This is a genomic window from Aeromonas sp. FDAARGOS 1407 (genome assembly GCF_019048725.1).
Taxonomy (GTDB): domain Bacteria; phylum Pseudomonadota; class Gammaproteobacteria; order Enterobacterales; family Aeromonadaceae; genus Aeromonas; species Aeromonas enteropelogenes.
Window position 1 is genome coordinate 2,819,724 of sequence record NZ_CP077399.1, and the last position, 19,273, is coordinate 2,838,996.

22 protein-coding genes are annotated in these 19,273 nt (G+C 57.2%); 16 read left to right on the top strand and 6 right to left on the bottom strand.

The annotated features are described in order from the left end of the window. Positions 1 to 68 precede the first annotated feature (68 nt). Entirely contained in the window at positions 69 to 629 is a 561-nt protein-coding gene (locus tag I6L37_RS13420) for a hypothetical protein (protein ID WP_216992106.1), read from the top strand. A gap of 54 nt (positions 630 to 683) precedes the next feature. Then, entirely contained in the window at positions 684 to 1,394 is a 711-nt protein-coding gene (locus I6L37_RS13425; RefSeq protein ID WP_042071768.1) for an SIMPL domain-containing protein, read from the top strand. 130 nt (positions 1,395 to 1,524) lie between these two features. Here the strand turns inward: I6L37_RS13425 and ahpF are convergent, their stop codons facing one another. The 3 genes from ahpF to I6L37_RS13440 all read right to left on the bottom strand — a co-directional run bounded on the left by ahpF (position 1,525) and on the right by I6L37_RS13440 (position 4,851). Beyond that, on the bottom strand, positions 1,525 to 3,105 hold the full coding sequence (gene ahpF, locus I6L37_RS13430) for an alkyl hydroperoxide reductase subunit F (protein WP_216992107.1): 1,581 nt from the start codon (positions 3,103 to 3,105) through the stop codon (positions 1,525 to 1,527). A 94-nt stretch (positions 3,106 to 3,199) separates the two neighbouring features. Continuing rightward, on the bottom strand, positions 3,200 to 3,766 hold the full coding sequence (ahpC, locus tag I6L37_RS13435; protein WP_216992108.1) for an alkyl hydroperoxide reductase subunit C: 567 nt from the start codon (positions 3,764 to 3,766) through the stop codon (positions 3,200 to 3,202). Positions 3,767 to 4,404: 638 nt separating this feature from the next. Continuing rightward, positions 4,405 to 4,851 carry a CBS domain-containing protein gene (locus tag I6L37_RS13440; protein ID WP_042024955.1) on the bottom strand — a complete coding sequence of 149 codons (447 nt, stop codon included), beginning with the start codon at positions 4,849 to 4,851 and terminating at the stop codon, positions 4,405 to 4,407. A 211-nt stretch (positions 4,852 to 5,062) separates the two neighbouring features. Here I6L37_RS13440 and queA point away from each other — a divergent pair, with 211 nt between their 5' ends. The 7 genes from queA (at position 5,063) to nlpI (ending at position 12,099) form a co-directional block, all read left to right on the top strand. Then, complete coding sequence (queA, locus tag I6L37_RS13445; protein ID WP_216992109.1) at positions 5,063 to 6,130, top strand: tRNA preQ1(34) S-adenosylmethionine ribosyltransferase-isomerase QueA; 1,068 nt, start codon at positions 5,063 to 5,065, stop codon at positions 6,128 to 6,130. A 119-nt stretch (positions 6,131 to 6,249) separates the two neighbouring features. Continuing rightward, positions 6,250 to 7,386: a tRNA guanosine(34) transglycosylase Tgt gene (gene tgt, locus I6L37_RS13450; protein WP_216992110.1), complete on the top strand. Its 1,137-nt coding sequence runs from the start codon at positions 6,250 to 6,252 to the stop codon at positions 7,384 to 7,386. A gap of 55 nt (positions 7,387 to 7,441) precedes the next feature. Further along, a complete protein-coding gene (gene yajC, locus I6L37_RS13455) occupies positions 7,442 to 7,777 on the top strand; it encodes a preprotein translocase subunit YajC (protein WP_026456614.1) in 336 nt (111 codons plus the stop codon). An 18-nt stretch (positions 7,778 to 7,795) separates the two neighbouring features. Beyond that, entirely contained in the window at positions 7,796 to 9,649 is a 1,854-nt protein-coding gene (gene secD / locus I6L37_RS13460) for a protein translocase subunit SecD (RefSeq protein ID WP_216992111.1), read from the top strand. 9 nt (positions 9,650 to 9,658) lie between these two features. Next, complete coding sequence (gene secF / locus I6L37_RS13465; protein ID WP_061475436.1) at positions 9,659 to 10,606, top strand: protein translocase subunit SecF; 948 nt, start codon at positions 9,659 to 9,661, stop codon at positions 10,604 to 10,606. Positions 10,607 to 10,692: 86 nt separating this feature from the next. After that, complete coding sequence (locus I6L37_RS13470) at positions 10,693 to 11,061, top strand: rhodanese-like domain-containing protein (protein ID WP_061475435.1); 369 nt, start codon at positions 10,693 to 10,695, stop codon at positions 11,059 to 11,061. A gap of 93 nt (positions 11,062 to 11,154) precedes the next feature. Further along, positions 11,155 to 12,099 carry a lipoprotein NlpI gene (nlpI, locus tag I6L37_RS13475; protein ID WP_324606633.1) on the top strand — a complete coding sequence of 315 codons (945 nt, stop codon included), beginning with the start codon at positions 11,155 to 11,157 and terminating at the stop codon, positions 12,097 to 12,099. A gap of 64 nt (positions 12,100 to 12,163) precedes the next feature. On the opposite strand, the gene I6L37_RS13480 is transcribed toward nlpI, so the two are convergent. Continuing rightward, positions 12,164 to 13,036, bottom strand: coding sequence for a U32 family peptidase (locus tag I6L37_RS13480; RefSeq protein ID WP_216992112.1), 873 nt, complete (start codon positions 13,034 to 13,036; stop codon positions 12,164 to 12,166). A gap of 60 nt (positions 13,037 to 13,096) precedes the next feature. Further along, positions 13,097 to 14,092, bottom strand: a complete 996-nt coding sequence (locus tag I6L37_RS13485; protein ID WP_216992113.1) for a peptidase U32 family protein — start codon at positions 14,090 to 14,092, stop codon at positions 13,097 to 13,099. A 189-nt stretch (positions 14,093 to 14,281) separates the two neighbouring features. Here I6L37_RS13485 and I6L37_RS13490 point away from each other — a divergent pair, with 189 nt between their 5' ends. Continuing rightward, the gene (locus I6L37_RS13490; protein WP_042025951.1) at positions 14,282 to 14,815 is read left to right on the top strand and encodes an SCP2 domain-containing protein; all 534 of its coding nucleotides are present in this window, start codon (positions 14,282 to 14,284) and stop codon (positions 14,813 to 14,815) included. On the opposite strand, the gene I6L37_RS13495 is transcribed toward I6L37_RS13490, so the two are convergent. Further along, positions 14,768 to 15,184 (bottom strand): hypothetical protein, encoded by a 417-nt coding sequence (locus I6L37_RS13495; protein ID WP_026457687.1) that lies wholly within the window; start codon positions 15,182 to 15,184, stop codon positions 14,768 to 14,770. The genes I6L37_RS13490 and I6L37_RS13495 overlap by 48 nt on opposite strands. Positions 15,185 to 15,370: 186 nt before the next feature. On the opposite strand from I6L37_RS13495, the gene trmJ reads away from it, so the two are divergent. From trmJ to hscB, 6 genes are all read left to right on the top strand, one after another. Continuing rightward, entirely contained in the window at positions 15,371 to 16,099 is a 729-nt protein-coding gene (trmJ, locus tag I6L37_RS13500) for a tRNA (cytosine(32)/uridine(32)-2'-O)-methyltransferase TrmJ (protein ID WP_026457688.1), read from the top strand. Between the two features lie 91 nt (positions 16,100 to 16,190). Next, a complete protein-coding gene (gene iscR, locus I6L37_RS13505) occupies positions 16,191 to 16,694 on the top strand; it encodes a Fe-S cluster assembly transcriptional regulator IscR (protein WP_026457689.1) in 504 nt (167 codons plus the stop codon). A gap of 53 nt (positions 16,695 to 16,747) precedes the next feature. Continuing rightward, the gene (locus tag I6L37_RS13510; protein ID WP_042025954.1) at positions 16,748 to 17,962 is read left to right on the top strand and encodes an IscS subfamily cysteine desulfurase; all 1,215 of its coding nucleotides are present in this window, start codon (positions 16,748 to 16,750) and stop codon (positions 17,960 to 17,962) included. Positions 17,963 to 18,003: 41 nt separating this feature from the next. Continuing rightward, positions 18,004 to 18,387: a Fe-S cluster assembly scaffold IscU gene (gene iscU / locus I6L37_RS13515; protein ID WP_005299770.1), complete on the top strand. Its 384-nt coding sequence runs from the start codon at positions 18,004 to 18,006 to the stop codon at positions 18,385 to 18,387. A gap of 15 nt (positions 18,388 to 18,402) precedes the next feature. After that, complete coding sequence (gene iscA, locus I6L37_RS13520) at positions 18,403 to 18,726, top strand: iron-sulfur cluster assembly protein IscA (RefSeq protein WP_216992114.1); 324 nt, start codon at positions 18,403 to 18,405, stop codon at positions 18,724 to 18,726. A gap of 9 nt (positions 18,727 to 18,735) precedes the next feature. Continuing rightward, the gene (hscB, locus tag I6L37_RS13525; RefSeq protein ID WP_026457930.1) at positions 18,736 to 19,254 is read left to right on the top strand and encodes a co-chaperone HscB; all 519 of its coding nucleotides are present in this window, start codon (positions 18,736 to 18,738) and stop codon (positions 19,252 to 19,254) included. Positions 19,255 to 19,273 lie beyond the last annotated feature (19 nt).

Genomic DNA, 19,273 nt, shown 5'->3' on the forward strand with positions numbered 1-19,273 from the left:
CCATGCTTGGCCCCTGTTTTTTATGACAGAGGATGGATAAGATAGCGGCGGTATAAAGGAGAGACACCATGCAGTCATTCAACTGGGTCGACATTGATGGCATCCGCTATAGCTGGGATGGACAGGGTCAGATTACCTGTGCCGGCCAGTTTGGCTATCAAGCCTCGATCGCAGGTGATCGGCTGGATGCGGTGGAGATAGAAAATGACGCCGGTGATGTCGCAGGAACGCTGCATGTCGACTTTGCGGCTGCATCGATCAGCTACATACCGGCCATGGATGCAGAAGCTTCCCATAACATGATTTTGGTTGGTCATGAGTTGGGTCAGCAGGAGTATCTATTGAATAGCTTTCATCCTGCATCCTTGCAGGAGTTGTTGGGGCCTTCTGAAACAATCGCTTGGACTGTAGTCGCAGATGACTTCAGTTCTCTCGGAACGGAATTACCTCCTCAAGGACATATCCTGTCGTGGGATTCATTCCATTTCGATGATGAGGTGTTGCTCGACAGTTCATTGCCGACGACAGCGCATGCAGAGATTCTTCCCGCTGCTGATGCGACAATCAGCATCAGTCTCAATTTGACCAATCAGGTACTGGATCAGATCCCGCCATTGCACGATATATAAATTCCCGTTTGCTAGGAGCATAATGACCTCAATTTTTCGATTGAGGTTTTTTATATGTGGCGTCCGCTTCTTACCCTTTCTGCGCTGGTTGTCAGTGTCCCCCTGTATGCTCTGGAAGTGCCTCAGGCACCCCATCTGGTGGTGAGTGGTTACGCCGAGCAGAAAGCGGAACCCGATATGCTGACCCTCAATGTGTCGGTCACCGCGTTGGAAAAACAGGGGTTCAAGGCCAAGCAACAGGTTGATACCAGAGTGGCTGCATTCTTTGGTCAGCTGGAAGGACTGGGTATCAAGCGCAGTGATGTGGAGGCGGGAAATCTGGTCATCTCTCCCGAGTATCAATATGGCGAGAACAAGAAGCCGACCTTGCTGGGGTATCGTGCCCAGCGTCAACTGGCGGTGAAGCTGTATCAACTCGACAAGCTGAGCCAGTTGATGGATACCGCACTCAAGGCAGGACTCGAGTCGGTGTCACATATCGAATATGGTCTGAAATCTCCGCAAACCATCAAGGAACAGGCACGCCTGGCTGCGGTCGAGGATGCGAAAAGCAAGGCCGAATCTCTGGCCAAGGCATTTGGTATGAAGCTTGGCAAGGTATACAGCGCTGAATATCGAAATTCATCGCCAGTTCCCGTCTATAGCCGCAATCTCAAGGCGCTGGCCATGTCCGCCGCACCTGCCGCAGATATGGTGGAAAACAGCTATCAACAGCAACAGATCACCATCACCGACAACATCGAGGCGGTTTTCCTCCTGGAATGATGGATAGCCAGTCTACTGCGCATTGATAATGCCAAAACCCGCTCTCGCAACGGGTTTTTAATGTCCAGCGCAACATCAGAATGAAAAAAGCCGACTCGAGAGAGTCGGCTTTTGTTTACTTGAATGGCGTTCAGACTGTGACGGCGTCAGCCTTGGCTGCTTCTGGTGCCGGATTACGGATGAGGTAATCGAAGGCCCCGAGTGCGGCGGTTGCACCAGCACCCATGGAGATGATGATCTGCTTGAACGGCACAGTAGTGGCGTCCCCTGCGGCGTACACGCCGGGCAGGGAGGTGGCGCCCTTGGTATCGATCTCGATCTCGCCGAAGCGGGTCAGCGCTACCTCGCTCCCCTTGAGGAACTCGGTATTGGGCACTAGGCCGATCTGGACGAAGATACCCGCGACAGCCAGATGCTTGATTTCCCCGGTGGTGCGATCTTCGTAATCCATGCCTGTCACCTTACTGCCATCACCGATCACTGCAGTGGTGCGGGCGCTCATGATGATGTCGATGTTGGCCATGGAGCGGGCCTTCTGCTGCAGCACTTCGTCGGCGCGCAGGGTGTCGGCGAACTCCACCACGGTAACGTGCTCGACGATGCCGGCTAGGTCGATGGCCGCCTCGATGCCGGAGTTACCGCCACCGATCACCGCCACCCGCTTGCCCTTGAAGAAGGGGCCGTCACAGTGCGGGCAGTAGGCCACGCCCTTGGTGCGGTACTCGAGTTCGCCCGGCACGTTCAGGTCGCGCCAGCGGGCACCGGTTGCCAGGATCACGGAACGACTCTTCAGGGTTGCACCGGATGCAAGATCCACGTTGACATAGCCATCCTTGCTGATGGCGGCGGCGCGCTGCTCGGTGATCACTTCCACGCCATACTGCTTGACGTGCTGCTCCAGGCTCGCGGCCAGCTTGGGGCCTTCGGTGTAGGGCACGGAGATAAAGTTCTCGATGCCGACGGTGTCCATCACCTGACCACCAAAACGCTCGGCGACGATGGCGGTGCGGATCCCTTTGCGGGCTGCATAGATGGCTGCCGCAGCGCCAGCCGGGCCACCACCCACCACCAGCACGTCGTAGGGATCTTTCTCATTCAGCTCAGCGGCTTTGCGTTCGGCAGCGCCGGTGTCGAGCTTGGCGACGATCTCTTCGAGCGAGATGCGACCCTGGCTGAACGGCTGGCCATTCAGGTAGACGTTCGGTACCGCCATGATCTGACGCTCGTTGACCTCGTCCTGGAACAGGGCGCCGTCGATCATGGTGTGGGTGATCCCCGGGTTCAGGGTAGCCATCAGGTTCAGTGCCTGAACCACGTCCGGACAGTTATGGCAGGAGAGGGAGATATAGGTCTCAAAGTGGAACTCACCCTTGAGGTTGCGGATCTGCTCCTGCACGGCTGCATCGGCCTTGGAGGGGTGACCGCCGCTTTGCAGCAGGGCCAGTACCAGAGAAGTAAATTCATGACCCATGGGAATGCCGGCAAAGTGAATGCGCGGAGTCTGGCCCTGGGTGGCCACACTCATGGAAGGCTTGCGAGCGGCAGTGCCAGAAGTCTGGGTAATCTTGGGTGACATCTCGCTGATCTCGGTGGCCAGTGCCAGCAGCTCTGCGGATTTGTCACTGTCATTGCCGGACACGCTGATCTCGATGGGATTGACGATGTACTGCAGATAGGTGTTCAGCTGTTGTTTGAGGTTGGTATCCAACATCTTCGAATTCCTTCTTGTGATTGCGGGTCGGCGGTATGCGTGGGCCAGAAAGCAGACCGGCCCTGAATCGGGCCGGTCTTTGGAGTGGGGAGGCTTAGATTTTGCCTACCAGATCCAGGGACGGGGCCAGAGTGGCTTCGCCTTCTTTCCATTTGGCCGGGCATACTTCGCCCGGGTGAGCGGCAACGTACTGGGCAGCTTTGACTTTGCGCAGCAGCTCCAGAGCGTCACGGCCGATACCGCCGGCGTTGATTTCAACGATCTGGATGATGCCCTGCGGGTCGATAACGAAGGTGCCGCGGTCAGCCAGGCCTGCTTCTTCGATCATCACGCCGAAGTTGCGGGTGATGGTGCCGGTCGGGTCGCCGATCATCGGGTACTGGATCTTCTGGATGGTGTCAGAAGTGTCGTGCCAGGCTTTGTGGGTGAAGTGGGTGTCGGTAGAGACGGAGTAGATCTCGACGCCCAGCTTCTGGAATTCGGCGTAGTTGTCAGCCAGGTCGCCCAGTTCGGTCGGGCAGACAAAGGTGAAATCAGCCGGGTAGAAGAAGACAACGGACCACTTGCCTTTCAGGTCAGTGTCAGATACCTGAACGAATTTGCCATTGTGGTAGGCGGTGGCGTTGAACGGCTTGATTTCAGTGTTGATGTAGGTAGACATGTATTGGCTCCTTGGTGATGTACATATGCCTGTCTGGTGTTGATGAGTCGAGCCGGACAAGGCGTTTAACTTTCGATGGATTCATCTTAGGGTCTTTCGCTAATCGATAAAAGCCGCAATTTTGAATCGCTTAAATCTAATAATTAGATACTACTTCTCTGCTGTACCTAACATGAACATGGCGACCTGGATGCGCTAACTCCTTGTCTGAATTCCATATCTGTGGTGTTGCTCCCCTTGTGCGAGAGGAAATGTGCGATCAAGCGAGGGGCCAGGGATAGAAACGTGGGGGAGTAAATGGCGGTAAGGCGAGAGGGGAACGTGCAGATAAAAAAATCCCGGCGCTATCGTGAGACAGGGCCGGGTCATCAAACAAGGAATGGCTATATAAACAAATGCTTTACAGCAAAGACTAACTACGGGGTGTGCAAACTTGCAGACAAATGAGAGGAAGAAGGTGGGTGCACAATCCCTCGTCTCCCCCTCGGCAATCATTGCATGGGGGAGATAATAGTGTGATGAAGATCACAAAGCAAGTTTTTGGTGTAAGTTTTCATTCAAAATGAAAACCTTTCATTTTTATAGGCTCTTTTATCGCCTAAAAACGCTTTCGTTGTAATTTAATTACAAATCGGTGGTCAAAAATCGGTAGGGGGATCCTGCTCTTCCATCAACTCCAGCAGGTTGATGGCCACCGCGATAAAGTCAGACTCAGTCACTATGCCCACCAGTTTGCGCCCCTTGAGTACCGGCAAGCAGCCATATTTGTGGCGTTGCAAATAGAGGGCCGCCTCCTTGATGCCGGCGTGGGGATCCACGCTTGCCACCTGACGGGTCATGATCTCGTCGAGCTGGACACTATCGGTGAATTCGGCCTCCCGCTCCGGACTGATGAGCAGCAGTTTGGACTCGCGAGTCGCCAGAATGTCGGTGAGGGTGACCAGGCCCAGCAGATGATGATGCTCATCGACGATGGGGATATGACGGATCCGCTCCTGCTGCATCAGATCCATCGCCTGTTTGACGCTGTTCTCCGGACCCAGGGTGAAGGGCTGTTCTGTCATGATTTCGGCTAGGGTCATCATGGTGGGCCTCCTTATGTACCTGCTTTCACCCTAGCCCACCCCCATCGGGCAAGACATGATCAGGGTCAATACAGATCATTAAAGAATCATTAACCCATTGTCTGTCACAAAAATGGCCGCTATCCCTTGTCTCTCTTGGGTTTTTGGTCTTTTGGGTTGCCTTGCAAGAGGGGGATAACTAGACTAGCCGCCGATTCCCCCGAGGTGAAAGATGCAAGTATCCGATTTTCATTTTGATCTGCCAGACGAGCTGATTGCCCGCTACCCAATGGCAGAGCGTACCGCCAGCCGCCTGTTGCAGCTTGACGGTCAGACTGGTGCGCTGCGCCATGGTCAATTTGTCGATGTGCTGGACCAGCTCAACCCCGGTGATCTGCTGGTATTCAACAACACTCGCGTCATTCCTGCGCGCATGTTTGGCCAGAAGGCCAGCGGCGGCAAGCTGGAAGTGCTGGTCGAACGCATTCTGGACGAGCACAGCGTACTGGCGCACGTCCGTTCTTCCAAGTCGCCCAAGCCCGGTACCCGCCTTACCCTGGATGGCGGCCCAGATGGCGAGAAGGTCGAGGCCGAGATGCGGGCCCGCCACGACGCCCTGTTCGAGATCCACTTCCTTGATGCGCGCCCAGTGCTGGAGATCCTGGAGGCCATCGGTCACATGCCGCTGCCACCTTATATAGATCGTCCCGATGAAGATGCTGACAAGGAGCGTTACCAGACCGTCTACAACGCCAAACCGGGCGCGGTGGCGGCCCCAACTGCCGGTCTGCACTTCGATGAGCCTCTGCTCGAGAAGATCCGCGCCAAGGGGGTGGAAACGGCTTTCGTCACCCTGCACGTGGGGGCGGGCACCTTCCAGCCGGTGCGGGTGGACAAGATTGAAGATCACCACATGCACTCCGAATATGCCGAGGTGCCGCAGGAGGTGGTGGATGCTATTGCGGCAACCCGAGCCCGTGGCGGTCGCGTCATTGCGGTGGGTACCACCTCGGTGCGTTCTCTGGAAAGTGCCGCCAAGGTGACCCTGGCCCAGGGCAAGCCGCTGGCGCCGTTTTTCAGCGACACCGACATCTTTATCTTCCCGGGCTACCAGTTCCAGGTGGTGGATGCCATGGTCACCAACTTCCATCTGCCGGAGTCGACCCTGATCATGCTGGTCAGTGCCTTCGCCGGGTATGACAACGTGATGGCGGCCTATCAGGCAGCCGTGGCCGAGCAGTACCGTTTCTTCAGCTACGGGGACGCCATGTTCGTCACCCGTCGTCGGGCGCAGGCTTAAGCTTCGTCCTTCAGGCGCCGTTCACGAGCATCCTGTGATAATCGTGGGCGGCCCCAAAAATCGGGCCCATGAGGGCCTTCCACTGTCAGACTGTTTCTCTGACTGAAACCGAGGTAGCAATGAAATTTGAATTGAAAACCACTGACGGCCGCGCCCGTCGCGGTCAGCTGGTATTCGAACGCGGTACGGTACAGACTCCGGCCTTCATGCCGGTCGGTACCTATGGCACCGTCAAGGGGATGACCCCGGAAGAGGTGGCCGAGACCGGTGCCCAGATCCTGCTTGGCAACACCTTCCACCTCTGGCTGCGTCCGGGTCAGGAAGTGATGCGCGCCCACGGCGATCTGCACGACTTCATGAACTGGCAGGGACCGATCCTGACCGACTCCGGTGGTTTCCAAGTATTCAGCCTGGGGGATATTCGCAAGATCACCGAGGCGGGCGTGCATTTCCGTCACCCCATCAATGGCGAGAAGATCTTCCTCGACCCCGAGAAATCCATGGAGATCCAGTACGATCTGGGCTCCGACATCGTGATGATCTTTGACGAGTGCACCCCGTATCCGGCCACCTATGAAGAGGCGCGCAAGTCCATGGAGATGTCCCTGCGCTGGGCCAAACGCTCCCGTGACAAGTTTGATGCCCTCGGCAACAAGAATGCCCTGTTCGGCATCATCCAGGGCTCCGTCTACGAGTCGCTGCGGGATGTGTCGCTGGATGGCCTGCTGGAGATCGGTTTCGACGGTTATGCGGTCGGCGGTCTGGCGGTGGGTGAACCCAAAGAGGACATGCACCGCATCCTCGAGCACGTCTGCCCGAAAATTCCGGCCGACAAGCCGCGCTACCTGATGGGGGTGGGCAAGCCGGAAGATCTGGTGGAAGGAGTGCGCCGCGGTATCGATATGTTCGACTGCGTGATGCCGACCCGCAACGCCCGCAACGGCCATCTGTTCACTACGGACGGGGTGGTCAAGATCCGCAACGCCAAGCACCGTGACGACACCAGCACCCTGGATGCCGATTGCGATTGCTACACCTGCAAAAACTACAGCCGCAGCTATCTGCACCATCTGGACAAGTGCAACGAGATCCTCGGCGCCCGTCTGAATACCATCCATAACCTGCGTTATTACCAGCGTGTCATGCAGGGTTTGCGGGACGCGATCGAGCAGGGTAAATTAGACGACTTTGTAACAGAGTTTTACCGTCGGCAAGGGAAGCCTGTGCCTCCACTCGCTGAAAATGACGTGAAATAACAACAGCGTATCAGCTCGTTATCTTTGTGAATCTACATCAATAAGAGGTTGTTAAATGAGCATTATCTCCAAGGCATATGCAGAAGGCGCAGCTCCGGCAGCACAGGGTGGTGGCATGGAAATGATCATCATGCTGGCCGTATTTGGTCTCATCTTCTATTTCATGATTTACCGTCCCCAGGCCAAGCGCGCCAAGGATCATCGCAACCTGATGAGCTCTCTCTCCAAGGGTGATGAAGTGCTGACTTCCGGTGGCCTGGTTGGCAAGATTGCCAAAGTGGCGGCTGACAGCGATTACCTGGTGATAGCCCTGAACGACCAGACTCAAGTCACCATCAAGAAGGACTTCGTTTCTGCTGTTCTGCCCAAGGGCTCTATCCAGTCCCTTTAATCTCCCGAGGAGCACAGCGTGTTAAATCGCTATCCGCTGTGGAAATACCTGATGGTGATCGTGGTGATCGCCATCGGTTTTCTATATGCAGCCCCCAATCTTTACGGCGAAGACCCGGCCTTGCAGGTTTCTGCCAGCCGTGGTGCCGAAGTCAAGCTGGAAACTCTTGACCTGGTGAAAGAGACGCTCGATGCGGCCAAGATCCCGGTCAAACATGCGGCGTTCGAGCACGGGCTGATCCTGGTACGTTTCAAGAACACCGAAGATCAGCTCAAGGCGCGCGATATCGTCGCCAATAAATTGGGCGATGACTTCATTACCGCGCTCAACCTGGCCCCTTCCACTCCCGCCTGGCTCGAAGCTATCGGCGCGGCGCCACTGAAACTCGGTCTTGATCTGCGCGGTGGTGTGCACTTCCTGATGGAAGTGGACATGGCCGAGGCGCTGGCCAAGCAGCAAGAGCAGATGGTACAGGATTTTCGCACCGAACTGCGTACCCAGAAGATCCGCTACTCCGGCGTGCGCCGGGTCGGTGATCAGGTACAGGTGGTGTTCCGCGATGAAGCGGATCAGGAGCGTGCCGTTTCCCACCTGCGTCGCCAGAATCCTGATTTGACCTTCACCACACAGCAGAAAGGGGATGAGTACATCCTGCTGGCTGGCTTGAGTGAAGCCAAGATCAAGGAGGTGAAGAAGTACGCGCTTGAGCAGAACATCACCATCATCCGCAACCGGGTGAACGAGCTGGGTGTGGCCGAGCCGCTGGTGCAACAGCAGGGTGCCGAGCGTATCGTGGTGGAGCTGCCTGGTATCCAGGACACTGCCCGTGCCAAGGAGATCCTGGGGGCGACTGCGACCCTGGAATTCCACATGGTCGACGAGACAGCCGATATCCAGGCTGCCGCCGCCGGTCGTGTCCCGCCGAGCTCCAAGGTGTATACCGATCGCAATGGCCGCCCCGTGGTACTGCACAAGCGGGTCATCCTGACCGGTGACCACATCGTGGGTGCCCAGTCCGGTTTCGATGAGTACAGCCGTCCCCAGGTCAACATCAAGCTCGATGGCCAGGGTGGCAACAAGATGGCCAACTTTACCAAGGACAACGTGGGTAAAGGCATGGCGACCGTCTTCATCGAGTACAAGCCGGTGGGTCAGCCCGGTCCGGATGGCAAGCGCAAGTTCCGCAAGCAGGAGGAGGTGATCAACGTCGCCACCATCCAGTCGCGCCTTGGCAGCCAGTTCCGCATCACAGGGATCGACAACGCCAACGAAGCCCATAACCTGGCGCTGCTGTTGCGTGCCGGTGCCCTGATCGCACCTATCCAGATCGTCGAAGAGCGCACTATTGGTCCGAGCCTGGGTCAACAGAACATCGACAGCGGTATGGAAGCCATCGGCTGGGCCATGCTGGTGATCGTGCTGTTCATGGGGATCTACTACCGTGCCTTCGGTTGGGTTGCCAACCTGGCGCTGTGCATGAACCTGGTGCTGATCGTCGGCATCATGTCGATGATCCCGGGGGCCACCATGACCCTGCCTGGTATCGCTGGTATCGTGTTGACGCTCGGTATGGCGGTGGATGCCAACGTGCTGATCTATGAACGTATCCGGGAAGAGCTGCGCAACGGGCGCGGGGTTCAACAGGCTATCCACCTGGGCTTTGATCGTGCTTTCTCGACCATCGCCGACTCCAACGTCACCTCGCTCATCACCTGTGTGATCCTGTTCGGTATCGGCACTGGCCCCATCAAGGGCTTTGCCCTGACGCTGGGCATCGGTCTGACTGCCTCCATGTTTACTGCCATCACGGTATCTCGCGCCATTATCAACCTGGCATGGGGTGGACGGCGTATCGACAAGCTGCCCATCTGAGGAAGAGACATGTTTCAGATCCTACATTTTGAAAAACCCATCCCCTTTATGCGTTTCGCTAAACCGGGTGTGGTGTTCTCTTCCCTGCTGATGGTGATCTCCCTGTTCTTCCTGTTTGATCGGGGCCTGAACTGGGGTCTGGACTTCACCGGTGGTACCACCATCGAGGTGGGGTTCCAGCAGTCGGTGAGCCTGGAGAAGATCCACGACGTCCTGGCCGAGCAGAAAATTGAAGGGGCAACCCTGCAACACTTCGGCTCCAGCCGTGACGTGCTGTTCCGCCTGACCCCGCAAGAGGGGGTCAAGGTCGAGCAACAGGGCAACGAGGTGCTGGCCGCCGCCAAGCTGATCGACAAGGATGCCGTGCTCAAGCGCGTCGAGTTTGTCGGTCCTTCGGTGGGTGACGAGCTGGCGACGGACGGTGCGCTGGCGATGCTGGCCTCCATCCTCTGTATCCTTGCCTATGTGGCGGTACGTTTCGAATGGCGTCTGGCCATGGGGGGCATTCTCTCCCTGGTGCATGACGTGGTGATCACCCTCGGCGTCTTTGCCTACTTCCAGTACGAGTTTGACCTGACCGTGCTGGCAGCCCTGATGACGCTCGTGGGTTACTCCCTGAACGATACCATCGTCGTGTTCGACCGCCTGCGGGAGAACTTTCGCAAGGTGCGCAAGGGGGATACCGAGTACATCCTGGATCTCTCCATGACCGAGACCCTGAGCCGTACCATCATCACCTCCGGCCTCACCTTCGTGGTGGTGCTGGCGCTGCTGCTCAAGGGCGGCGCGCTGATCCACGGTTTTGCCGTGGCCATGGTGATCGGTGTGGCCTTCGGTACCTACTCTTCCATCTATGTGGCGAGTGCGTTTGCCATGTTCCTCGGCGTCAAGCGCGAGCACATGCTGCCAACCCAGGTCGAGAAAGAGGGTGCGGATCAACAGGAGATCCTGCCGTAACCATGAAAAAGAGCGCCGCTGGCGCTCTTTTCTTTTGTCTGCCTGTCGTATGCTGACGCAGATGATTCAAGTCACAGGAGTTTGCCATGCAACACAATCCCCGTTTTCTGGCGCTGGTCGAAGGGATCCGCGCTCGGGTCGAGGAGACAGACGTTCACCAGATCCGGCGTTGGCAGGAGGAGGGACGTACCTTCATCCTGGTTGATGTGCGCGAGGAGAGCGAATGGGCCAACGGCCATTTGCCAGGGGCCGTCTATCTGGGGCGAGGGGTGATAGAGCGCGATATCGAGACTCGTTACCCGGATCCGGCGACCGAACTCTACCTCTATTGCGGGGGCGGATTTCGTTCGATCCTGGCGGCCGATAATTTGCGCCAGATGGGGTACAGTCGGGTTGTCAGTGTCGATGGCGGTTTTCGGGGATGGAAGGATGCCGGATACCCTGTCGAATCCTGATTTATTTGATGGAGAGGGGCTCAGCCACATGACAAAGTGGTTGTTGCCCTTTACCATATGCGAGGTCAAGAAGCGTCAGCGTCGGAGTGTTCATTGAACGTCAGGAAAGGGATTGGATGCCTCCTTGGTATCCTGTTGTTGCTTCCTATGTGGGGTTGCAGCAGTAGCAGTCAGATCAACACCCCGAAAGAGCCCAAGCCGCAGCCCGCGTCACTGGTTTTGGCGACCCCTCTGCAGGTCTCCTACCAGAGCGAGCTGGCACTGGCGCGCCTCGGGCAGATGCTGAGCGAAATGGAGCTTACCACGGAGCAGCGAGCAGAACTCTTCTATGAGCGTGCCGTTGTTTTCGATCGGGTGGGGCTGCGCTCCCTCGCGCGACTGGATTTCAACCGTGCCCTGCGGGAGAAACCGGATTTTGCCGAAGCCTACAACTTCATCGGTGTCTATCTGGTGCAGCAGCAGAACTATGACGAAGCCTACGAGGCATTTGATTCCGCCCTCGAACTGGCTCCCGATTATGATTATGCCTACCTCAACCGCGGCATCGCGCTCTATTACGGCAACCGCCCCGATCTCTCCGCCGCCGACATGAAGCGCTTCTATGAGGCGCAGCCGGAAGATCCCTATCGGGTGATCTGGCTCTATCTGGCCGAGCAGAAGCTCGATCCCGCCGCCGCCATGAGCCGGATGCGCGAGCGCCTGAACAAATATGACGACGATGCCTGGAACTGGGATCTGGTTCGCCTCTATACCGGCGAGATCAATGCCAGCAAACTGATGGCCAACGTGGTCAAAGGGGTGAAGGACAATCGCGAACTCGCCGAGCGCCTGTGCGAGACTTACTTCTATCTGGGCAAATTAGAATTGGGCAAGGGCAATCGCAAGGAGGCCATCAGCTACTTCAAGCTGGCGCTCTCCAACAACGTCTATGACTTCATCGAACACCGCTACGCCCTGCTCGAGCTGGAGCTGATGGCGCGCAAACCCTTGCCGCCGGGAGCCCAGAGTGCTCGCAGCAAAAGCGATCAACCATCCTGATCTGGTGTCGTCAGCTATAAAAAAGGCCTCGCAATGAGGCCTTTTTGTTGGGCGAGAGTCGGCGTTATTCCACCAGACTCATGCCGGGGATCTGGCGCCAGTACCCGTTGCAGTCACGGTCCTGCTGCAGGGGCAGGGGGGCCTCTCCCTGCTGATTGGCCTTGAAGCGGGCCAACATGCCCAGGGTATCCATGCCCTGGGGAGAGAGCCTGACCACATCCACCAGATCCGTCATGCTCGCCAGATCGTTGCCCAGGTTGTAGCAGTAGCCGGACTGGGTCTGGATCCCGTTGAGGTTGAACACCCGCTGCCCCTCGCGACTGTTGGCCAGACGACCGGTCGGGTAGTGAATGCAGGCCAGCTCGCAGTTGTCCTTGGGTTTGTCGAGGGAGCGGGCGGTGAAGCAGCGGGCCGAGTAGGCCAGTGGCATATGGCCGTAGGCAAACACCTCTACTTCAAACTGCTGGCGCATGGTGCCCAGATCCTGGTTGAGTTGCACCAGCCAGTCGCGCGACAGCTCCACCGGCATCACCCAGCGTTTCATCCCCTGTTTGAGCAGCATGTCGAGCACATCTGCGTTGTAGGCGTTGATGGCCGGACCGCACACAAACGGCAGGCCCGCCTCTCGGGCAAGCTGAACAGTACCGAGATCGTTGGCCTCGACCATCAGGCCACCATTGTCGACCAGCCGCTTGACCTCTTTGAGCTCGGAAGGGGCCGAAATGAGCGCCAGGGTAGAGAGCACCACCTGCTTGCCAGAATCAGCCACCTGATGGGCAAGCGCGATCCAGTCATCCACCTTGAGTTCGCGACGCTTGCTGCAGACGGTTTCTCCCAGATAGATGATATCGGCGTCGCTCCTGGCCGCTGCCTGATAGAACGCCTCTGTGTCGGCCTTGGGCCAGTAGAAGAGCAGGGGCCCTAGAGAGAATTGCATGAGTTGAGCTCCTTGTAGCCGCAAGAGAAGAGCAGGAAAGAGAAGGACATAGGGGACTCCTTATTGCCACTGGCGGTGATAGGCACCGAGCGTGGTCTGGCTTCCCTCGGAGACGCGGGCGAGCTGGGCATCCCATTCGCTCTTGACCTGGTAGACATCGGGATTGGCCTGGTAGGCATCAATGGCGGCGCGCCAGACCCGGGTCACCTGCTCTACATAGGCGGGGCTGCGCTGGCGTCCCTCAATCTTGACCGACTGGATCCCGGTCTTGAAGAGCTCGGGCAAGAGGCCGAGGGTGTTGAGGCTGGCCGGCTCCTCCAGGGCGTGGTAGGTCTGGCCGTCCACCTCGAAGCGCCCCTTGCACAGGGTTGGATAACCGGCGTTTTCACCCGGACCGTAGCGGTCGATCAACACCTCGTTGAGGCGCGATTCGAGGCCGTTTGGTGTCTCTTCCCAACGCACATACTTGGCCGGTGAGCAGGCGCCGACCGTGTTAGGACTCTCCCCTGTCATGTAGGAAGAGAGGTAACAACGCCCTTCGGCCATGATGCAGAGACTGCCAAAGGCAAAGACTTCGAGGCCGACATCGGTCTCGCGGGCCAGTTGCTTGACCTGATGCATGGAGAGCACCCGGGGCAGAACGACCCGTTTGGCATTGAACTGTTGCTGATAGAAGCGGATGGCAGCGGCATTGGTGGCGCTGGCCTGTACCGAGACATGCAGCTCCATCTCCGGATAGCGGCGGCTGGCATAATCGAGCACCGCCAGATCGGCGATGATCAGGGCATCGGCACCAAGCGCCACGCCGCGATCCACCGCCTGCTTCCACCTGGCATCGGCCCCCGGGTGGGCGAAGGTATTGATAGCGATATGCAGTTTCCGACAATGCTGGTGCACATAATCAACCGCCTTCTCAAGTTTGCTATCGGTGAAGTTCAGACCGGCAAAGTGGCGGGCATTGGTGTCGTCCTTGAAGCCGATATAAACGGCATCAGCCCCGTTATCTACGGCGGTTTTCAGTGCCGGCAAGCTGCCTGCCGGACAGAGTAATTCCATTAGTACGCTCCGAGGGTGCATATGAAGGGCAAATAGGCCCTGATTGTATTCATCGGCATGGCGCCGCTTTTTGACCTGAGGCAGTTTTCGGTGGCTTTACCCTTCTAGAGGTAACTCGGCAGAAGTTTGATTTCCCACAGGATCTGATGGGGAGGCATATGGTTGAATGCGCAAAAAAGGGAGTCCATCGTGTTTCAAAAATTGCATCTTGGTCTGGTAGAGCAGGCCCCCCGTTTCTTGCGTCATCCCCTCAAACTGGTGCCCTTCAATCTGCAAAAGCAGGTAATGGAGAGCCTGCTAGCACGGGTATTCAAGGAGGCCATTGAGGATGGCGACTTCGAATTTCTGGCTGGCAAGTGGCTTAAGGTGGAAGTATCCGATCTCGAGCTGTGCTGGTTCATCAGCGAGCAGAAGGGTCAACTGGTTGTGGCGCGCGACTGCGAAAAAGTGGATGTCTGCTTCAGCGGCACTACCAATGACCTCATCCTGATCGCCGGACGCAAGGAAGACCCGGATTCGCTCTTCTTCCAGCGCAAGCTGAAAATTGAAGGTGATACGGAATTGGGTCTGGAAGTGAAAAACCTGATGGATAGTCTGGATCTCGATGGTCTGCCGAGCCTGATGAAGTATCCCTTGATGGACTTGGCGACCTTTATCGAGCGTGCCCGCAACGGGTCAGTTCAGACTGCGATGCAGGCGACGCCGGGCGGGATCCCGTCTTAAGTGGGCTGTCGCCCCGCAGACGTGATGACGGTAGCGGTGCCGGGCCCAAAGACAACGGCATGCCCACAGACAGGGGAGCAATGCAAGCGAGGCAAAGGGGGCGGGTTGCTGCGATATCAGCAGCCCCAAGGCAAGCCAGATAAAGGGTTGTGCCTCGTAGAGCCACTCCGGTTGCAACCAGCGTTTGTCTGGAAAGATGATGAGGTCGGTACGGCGATAACTGGAGCGCATCATCCAGGTGATCGCCCCGACGATAAACAGCAGACAACCTGCAAACCACAGCAGAGGCTGCTCGCTCAAGGTGATCATGACAATGGCCATCAGCAAATAGAGGCTGGGCAGTCTCTCATAGATATACGGGGGAAGCATGGCTGTGGCACTCCTGCGCTGTTAATCGCTTATCCTTCAAGTTTAGTCATCTCTCACGTTTGCCTCATGCTGGTTTGTTATACAAACTGTCGCGTTAGTGCTGAAATGGCGTTCCTTTAACGGTGCCAAAATAGCGCTCTCTTATGTTATAATTGCGCGCCATTTTTCACCGAAGATTGACTGGGCATGTTGGATCAGATTCGTATTGTTTTGGTAAACACCTCTCATACCGGCAACATGGGCTCTGCGGCACGCGCCATGAAGACCATGGGTTTGACCCAGATGGTGCTGGTTGATCCGCAAGCCTTGCCGGATGGCAATGCCAATGCATTGGCTGCCGGTGCCAGCGATATACTCGCCAATGCCCGAGTCGTCTCTACCCTGGATGAAGCCATCGCCGATTGTGGTCTGGTCATCGGTACCAGTGCCCGTTCTCGCACCCTGAGTTGGCCCATGCTGGATCCTCGCGAGGCAGGTGAAAAAACCGTGGTGGAAGGGGCCAGGCATCCGGTGGCGCTGGTATTTGGCCGTGAACGCACCGGCCTGACCAACGATGAGTTGCAAAAGTGTCACTACCATGTGGCGATCCCGGCCAACCCTGAGTACAGCTCCCTCAACCTGGCCATGGCGGTGCAGACCCTCTGCTATGAGGTGCGTATGCACTGGCTGCAGTCGCAGGAACAAGCCGCTGAAACTGACGGTGTGCAAGATTACCCGAGTGCGGCCCAGCTCGAAGGTTTCTACCAGCATCTGGAGCAGACCCTGCTCAAGACCGGTTTTATCACCGAAGATCATCCGGGGCACGTGATGAGCAAGTTGCGTCGTCTTTTCAATCGGGCCAGACCGGAAGCGGTGGAACTCAATATCCTGCGGGGAATTTTGACCTCGGTTCAGAAATCGGGCGTCATCGATTAATCCTGACTAATTTACTCAACCATATACTTGACTGATTTGGTCGGGTATGTGACCATGTGCCCATTAATTGCTTCGCAAGACGGTAAGGCACATGAGACTGACTTCAAAAGGACGTTACGCTGTAACCGCCATGCTCGACGTGGCGCTGCATGCTGAGCAGGGGCCCGTTCCCCTTGCCGATATTTCCGAGCGCCAGGGCATCTCCTTGTCCTATCTCGAGCAACTGTTTGCCCGCCTGCGCAAGCATGGCCTGGTGAGCAGCGTGCGTGGCCCGGGGGGCGGCTATCGCCTCGGTCTGGCGCCAGACGAGATCTCGGTTGGCCAGGTGATCACCGCGGTTGACGAGTCGGTCGACGCGACCAAATGCCTGGGCAAGGGTGGCTGCCACGGTGGCACCCAGTGCCTGACTCATTCTCTGTGGCGGGACTTGAGCGAGCGGATCTCCAGTTTCCTTGGGGATATCACCCTGGCCGAACTGGTTTGCCAGGCCGATGTGCGCCGGATTGCCGGCAAGCAAGATGAACAGATGAAAACTGCGTTGTCCCTGGTTGAACGGGCGGAACGCGGCGATGTGAGCTTGAAAGTCCAACTATAAACGTGCTTTCCACAGCGGGGCGATGTATGACCCGAACTGTGACGGAGAAAAACATGAAATTGCCTATTTACCTTGATTATTCGGCAACCTGTCCGGTGGACCCGCGTGTCGCAGAAAAAATGATGCAGTGTCTGACCATGGATGGCCTGTTTGGCAATCCGGCTTCCCGTTCTCACCGTTTTGGCTGGCAGGCTGAAGAAGCGGTAGATCTGGCTCGTAATCAAGTGGCGGAGCTGATCGGTGCCGACCCACGCGAAATCGTCTTCACTTCCGGTGCGACCGAGTCTGACAACCTGGCCATCAAGGGCGTCGCCCACTTCTATGCCAGCAAGGGCAAGCACATCATCACCTCCAAGACCGAGCACAAGGCGGTGCTGGACACCTGCCGCCAGCTGGAGCGCGAAGGGTTCGAAGTGACCTACCTCGAGCCGATGCCGAACGGTCTGTTCACCCTCGAGATGATCGAAAATGCCATGCGTGACGACACCATCCTGGTCAGCATGATGCACGTGAATAACGAGATTGGCGTCATCCAGGACATCAAGGGGCTGGGTGAGCTGTGCCGTTCACGCAAGATCCTGCTGCATGTGGATGCCGCCCAGAGCGTGGGCAAGGTCGAGATCGACGTCGAAGCGATGAAGATCGATCTGCTCTCTCTCTCCGCCCACAAGATCTATGGCCCGAAAGGGATCGGTGCTCTGTACGTGCGCCGCAAGCCGCGTGTGCGTATCGAAGCCCAGATGCACGGTGGTGGTCACGAGCGCGGCATGCGTTCCGGCACCCTGGCAACTCACCAGATCGTCGGTATGGGTGAAGCCTTCCGTATCGCCAAGGAAGAGATGGCCAGCGAAGGTCAGCGTGTGATGGCTCTGCGTCAGCGCCTGTGGGATGGCCTCAAGGACATCGAAGCCGTCTACCTGAATGGTGACCTCGAGCAGCGCGTCTCCGGCAACCTCAACGTCAGCTTTGCCTATGTGGAAGGGGAATCCCTCATCATGGCGCTGAAAGATCTGGCGGTCTCTTCCGGTTCTGCCTGTACTTCCGCCAGCCTGGAGCCCTCCTATGTGCTGCGTGCCCTGGGTCTGAACGACGAGCTGGCTCACAGCTCCATCCGCTTCAGCATTGGTCGCTTCACCACAGAAGAAGAGATCGACTACGCGGTCAAGCTTATTCGTGACTCCATCGGTCGCCTGCGCGAGATGTCTCCTCTGTGGGAGATGTACAAGGACGGCGTCGATCTGAACACGGTCGAATGGGCTCATCACTGATCTCGATGATCGGTGAACAACAGAATTAGCAGGAGTGAGATATGGCTTACAGTGAAAAAGTAATCGACCACTACGAAAATCCCCGCAACGTAGGTGGCTTCGACAAGAACGATCCCAGCATCGCTACCGGCATGGTCGGCGCACCGGCCTGCGGCGACGTGATGAAACTGCAGCTGAAGATCAGCGACGATGGCATCATCGAAGATGCCAAGTTCAAGACCTACGGTTGTGGCTCCGCCATTGCTTCCAGCTCCCTGGTGACCGAATGGGTCAAGGGCAAGACCCTGGACGAAGCGGCTGGCATCAAGAATACCGACATCGCAGAAGAGCTGGCCCTGCCGCCGGTGAAGATCCACTGCTCCATCCTGGCCGAGGACGCCATCAAGGCGGCAATCGCCGATTACAAGCAGAAGAAAGGTCTTTAAGCGCCGGAGAGCAGTATGGCTATTACCATGACAGATGCCGCAGCGGCACGGGTTTCTTCTTTCTTGGCAAACCGGGGCAAGGGCATTGGCCTGCGCCTCGGCGTCAAGACCACCGGCTGCTCCGGCCTTGCCTACGTGCTCGAGTTTGTCGATGAACTGACTGATGAAGATCAGGTATTCGAGCAGCATGGCGTCAAGATTATTGTCGATGCCAAGAGCTTGATCCATCTGGATGGCACCGAGCTGGATTTCGTCAAGGAAGGCCTCAACGAAGGCTTCAAGTTCAACAACCCCAACGTCAAGGGCGAGTGTGGTTGTGGCGAAAGCTTCAGTGTCTAAGAGGTTGGCATGAACCATTTCGAGCTGTTTGGGCTGGTTGAAGGCTTCGAGCTCGATACCCGCCAGCTGGCCGACACCTATCGTCAGCTGCAAACCCAGTTTCACCCCGATCGTTTTGCCACTGCTCCCGAGCGGGAGCAGCTGGCTGCGGTGCAGCGTGCCGCCCAGATCAACGATGCCTTCACGACCCTCAAGGCGCCTCTACGCCGTGCAGAATATCTGCTCTCCCTGCGTGGCACCGATATTCGCGGCGAACAGCAAACCCTGCAAGACACTGCCTTCCTGATGCAACAGCTGGAGTGGCGCGAGCGTCTGGCCGATCTGAAAGGCGAGGCCGACCCTGAGCGCGCCATCAAGGATTTTCGCCACGAGATCAGGCATGATCACCAGCTGCTGATGCAGCAGCTGACCCGCATGCTCGCCGATGGCGAGGATCTCGCGGCCGCAGATTGCGTTCGCAAACTCAAGTTTGTCGACAAGCTCCTTGAAGAGCTGGAACGATTCGAAGACTCGCTGCTCGAGTCTTGATCCCTTAACGCTGGAAGTT

Excerpts from the sequence above, each read along its gene's own strand:
- yajC (WP_026456614.1), top strand. The coding sequence starts at position 7,442 with ATGAGCATTATCTCCAAGGCATATGCAGAAGGCGCAGCTCCGGCAGCA.
- I6L37_RS13470 (WP_061475435.1), top strand. The coding sequence starts at position 10,693 with ATGCAACACAATCCCCGTTTTCTGGCGCTGGTCGAAGGGATCCGCGCT.
- trmJ (WP_026457688.1), top strand. The coding sequence starts at position 15,371 with ATGTTGGATCAGATTCGTATTGTTTTGGTAAACACCTCTCATACCGGC.
- iscA (WP_216992114.1), top strand. The coding sequence starts at position 18,403 with ATGGCTATTACCATGACAGATGCCGCAGCGGCACGGGTTTCTTCTTTC.
- I6L37_RS13510 (WP_042025954.1), top strand. The coding sequence starts at position 16,748 with ATGAAATTGCCTATTTACCTTGATTATTCGGCAACCTGTCCGGTGGAC.
- I6L37_RS13485 (WP_216992113.1), bottom strand. The coding sequence starts at position 14,092 with ATGGAATTACTCTGTCCGGCAGGCAGCTTGCCGGCACTGAAAACCGCC.
- I6L37_RS13440 (WP_042024955.1), bottom strand. The coding sequence starts at position 4,851 with ATGATGACCCTAGCCGAAATCATGACAGAACAGCCCTTCACCCTGGGT.
- queA (WP_216992109.1), top strand. The coding sequence starts at position 5,063 with ATGCAAGTATCCGATTTTCATTTTGATCTGCCAGACGAGCTGATTGCC.
- iscR (WP_026457689.1), top strand. The coding sequence starts at position 16,191 with ATGAGACTGACTTCAAAAGGACGTTACGCTGTAACCGCCATGCTCGAC.
- ahpC (WP_216992108.1), bottom strand. The coding sequence starts at position 3,766 with ATGTCTACCTACATCAACACTGAAATCAAGCCGTTCAACGCCACCGCC.
- ahpF (WP_216992107.1), bottom strand. The coding sequence starts at position 3,105 with ATGTTGGATACCAACCTCAAACAACAGCTGAACACCTATCTGCAGTAC.
- I6L37_RS13425 (WP_042071768.1), top strand. The coding sequence starts at position 684 with ATGTGGCGTCCGCTTCTTACCCTTTCTGCGCTGGTTGTCAGTGTCCCC.
- iscU (WP_005299770.1), top strand. The coding sequence starts at position 18,004 with ATGGCTTACAGTGAAAAAGTAATCGACCACTACGAAAATCCCCGCAAC.
- hscB (WP_026457930.1), top strand. The coding sequence starts at position 18,736 with ATGAACCATTTCGAGCTGTTTGGGCTGGTTGAAGGCTTCGAGCTCGAT.
- secF (WP_061475436.1), top strand. The coding sequence starts at position 9,659 with ATGTTTCAGATCCTACATTTTGAAAAACCCATCCCCTTTATGCGTTTC.
- I6L37_RS13480 (WP_216992112.1), bottom strand. The coding sequence starts at position 13,036 with ATGCAATTCTCTCTAGGGCCCCTGCTCTTCTACTGGCCCAAGGCCGAC.
- tgt (WP_216992110.1), top strand. The coding sequence starts at position 6,250 with ATGAAATTTGAATTGAAAACCACTGACGGCCGCGCCCGTCGCGGTCAG.
- I6L37_RS13495 (WP_026457687.1), bottom strand. The coding sequence starts at position 15,184 with ATGCTTCCCCCGTATATCTATGAGAGACTGCCCAGCCTCTATTTGCTG.
- I6L37_RS13420 (WP_216992106.1), top strand. The coding sequence starts at position 69 with ATGCAGTCATTCAACTGGGTCGACATTGATGGCATCCGCTATAGCTGG.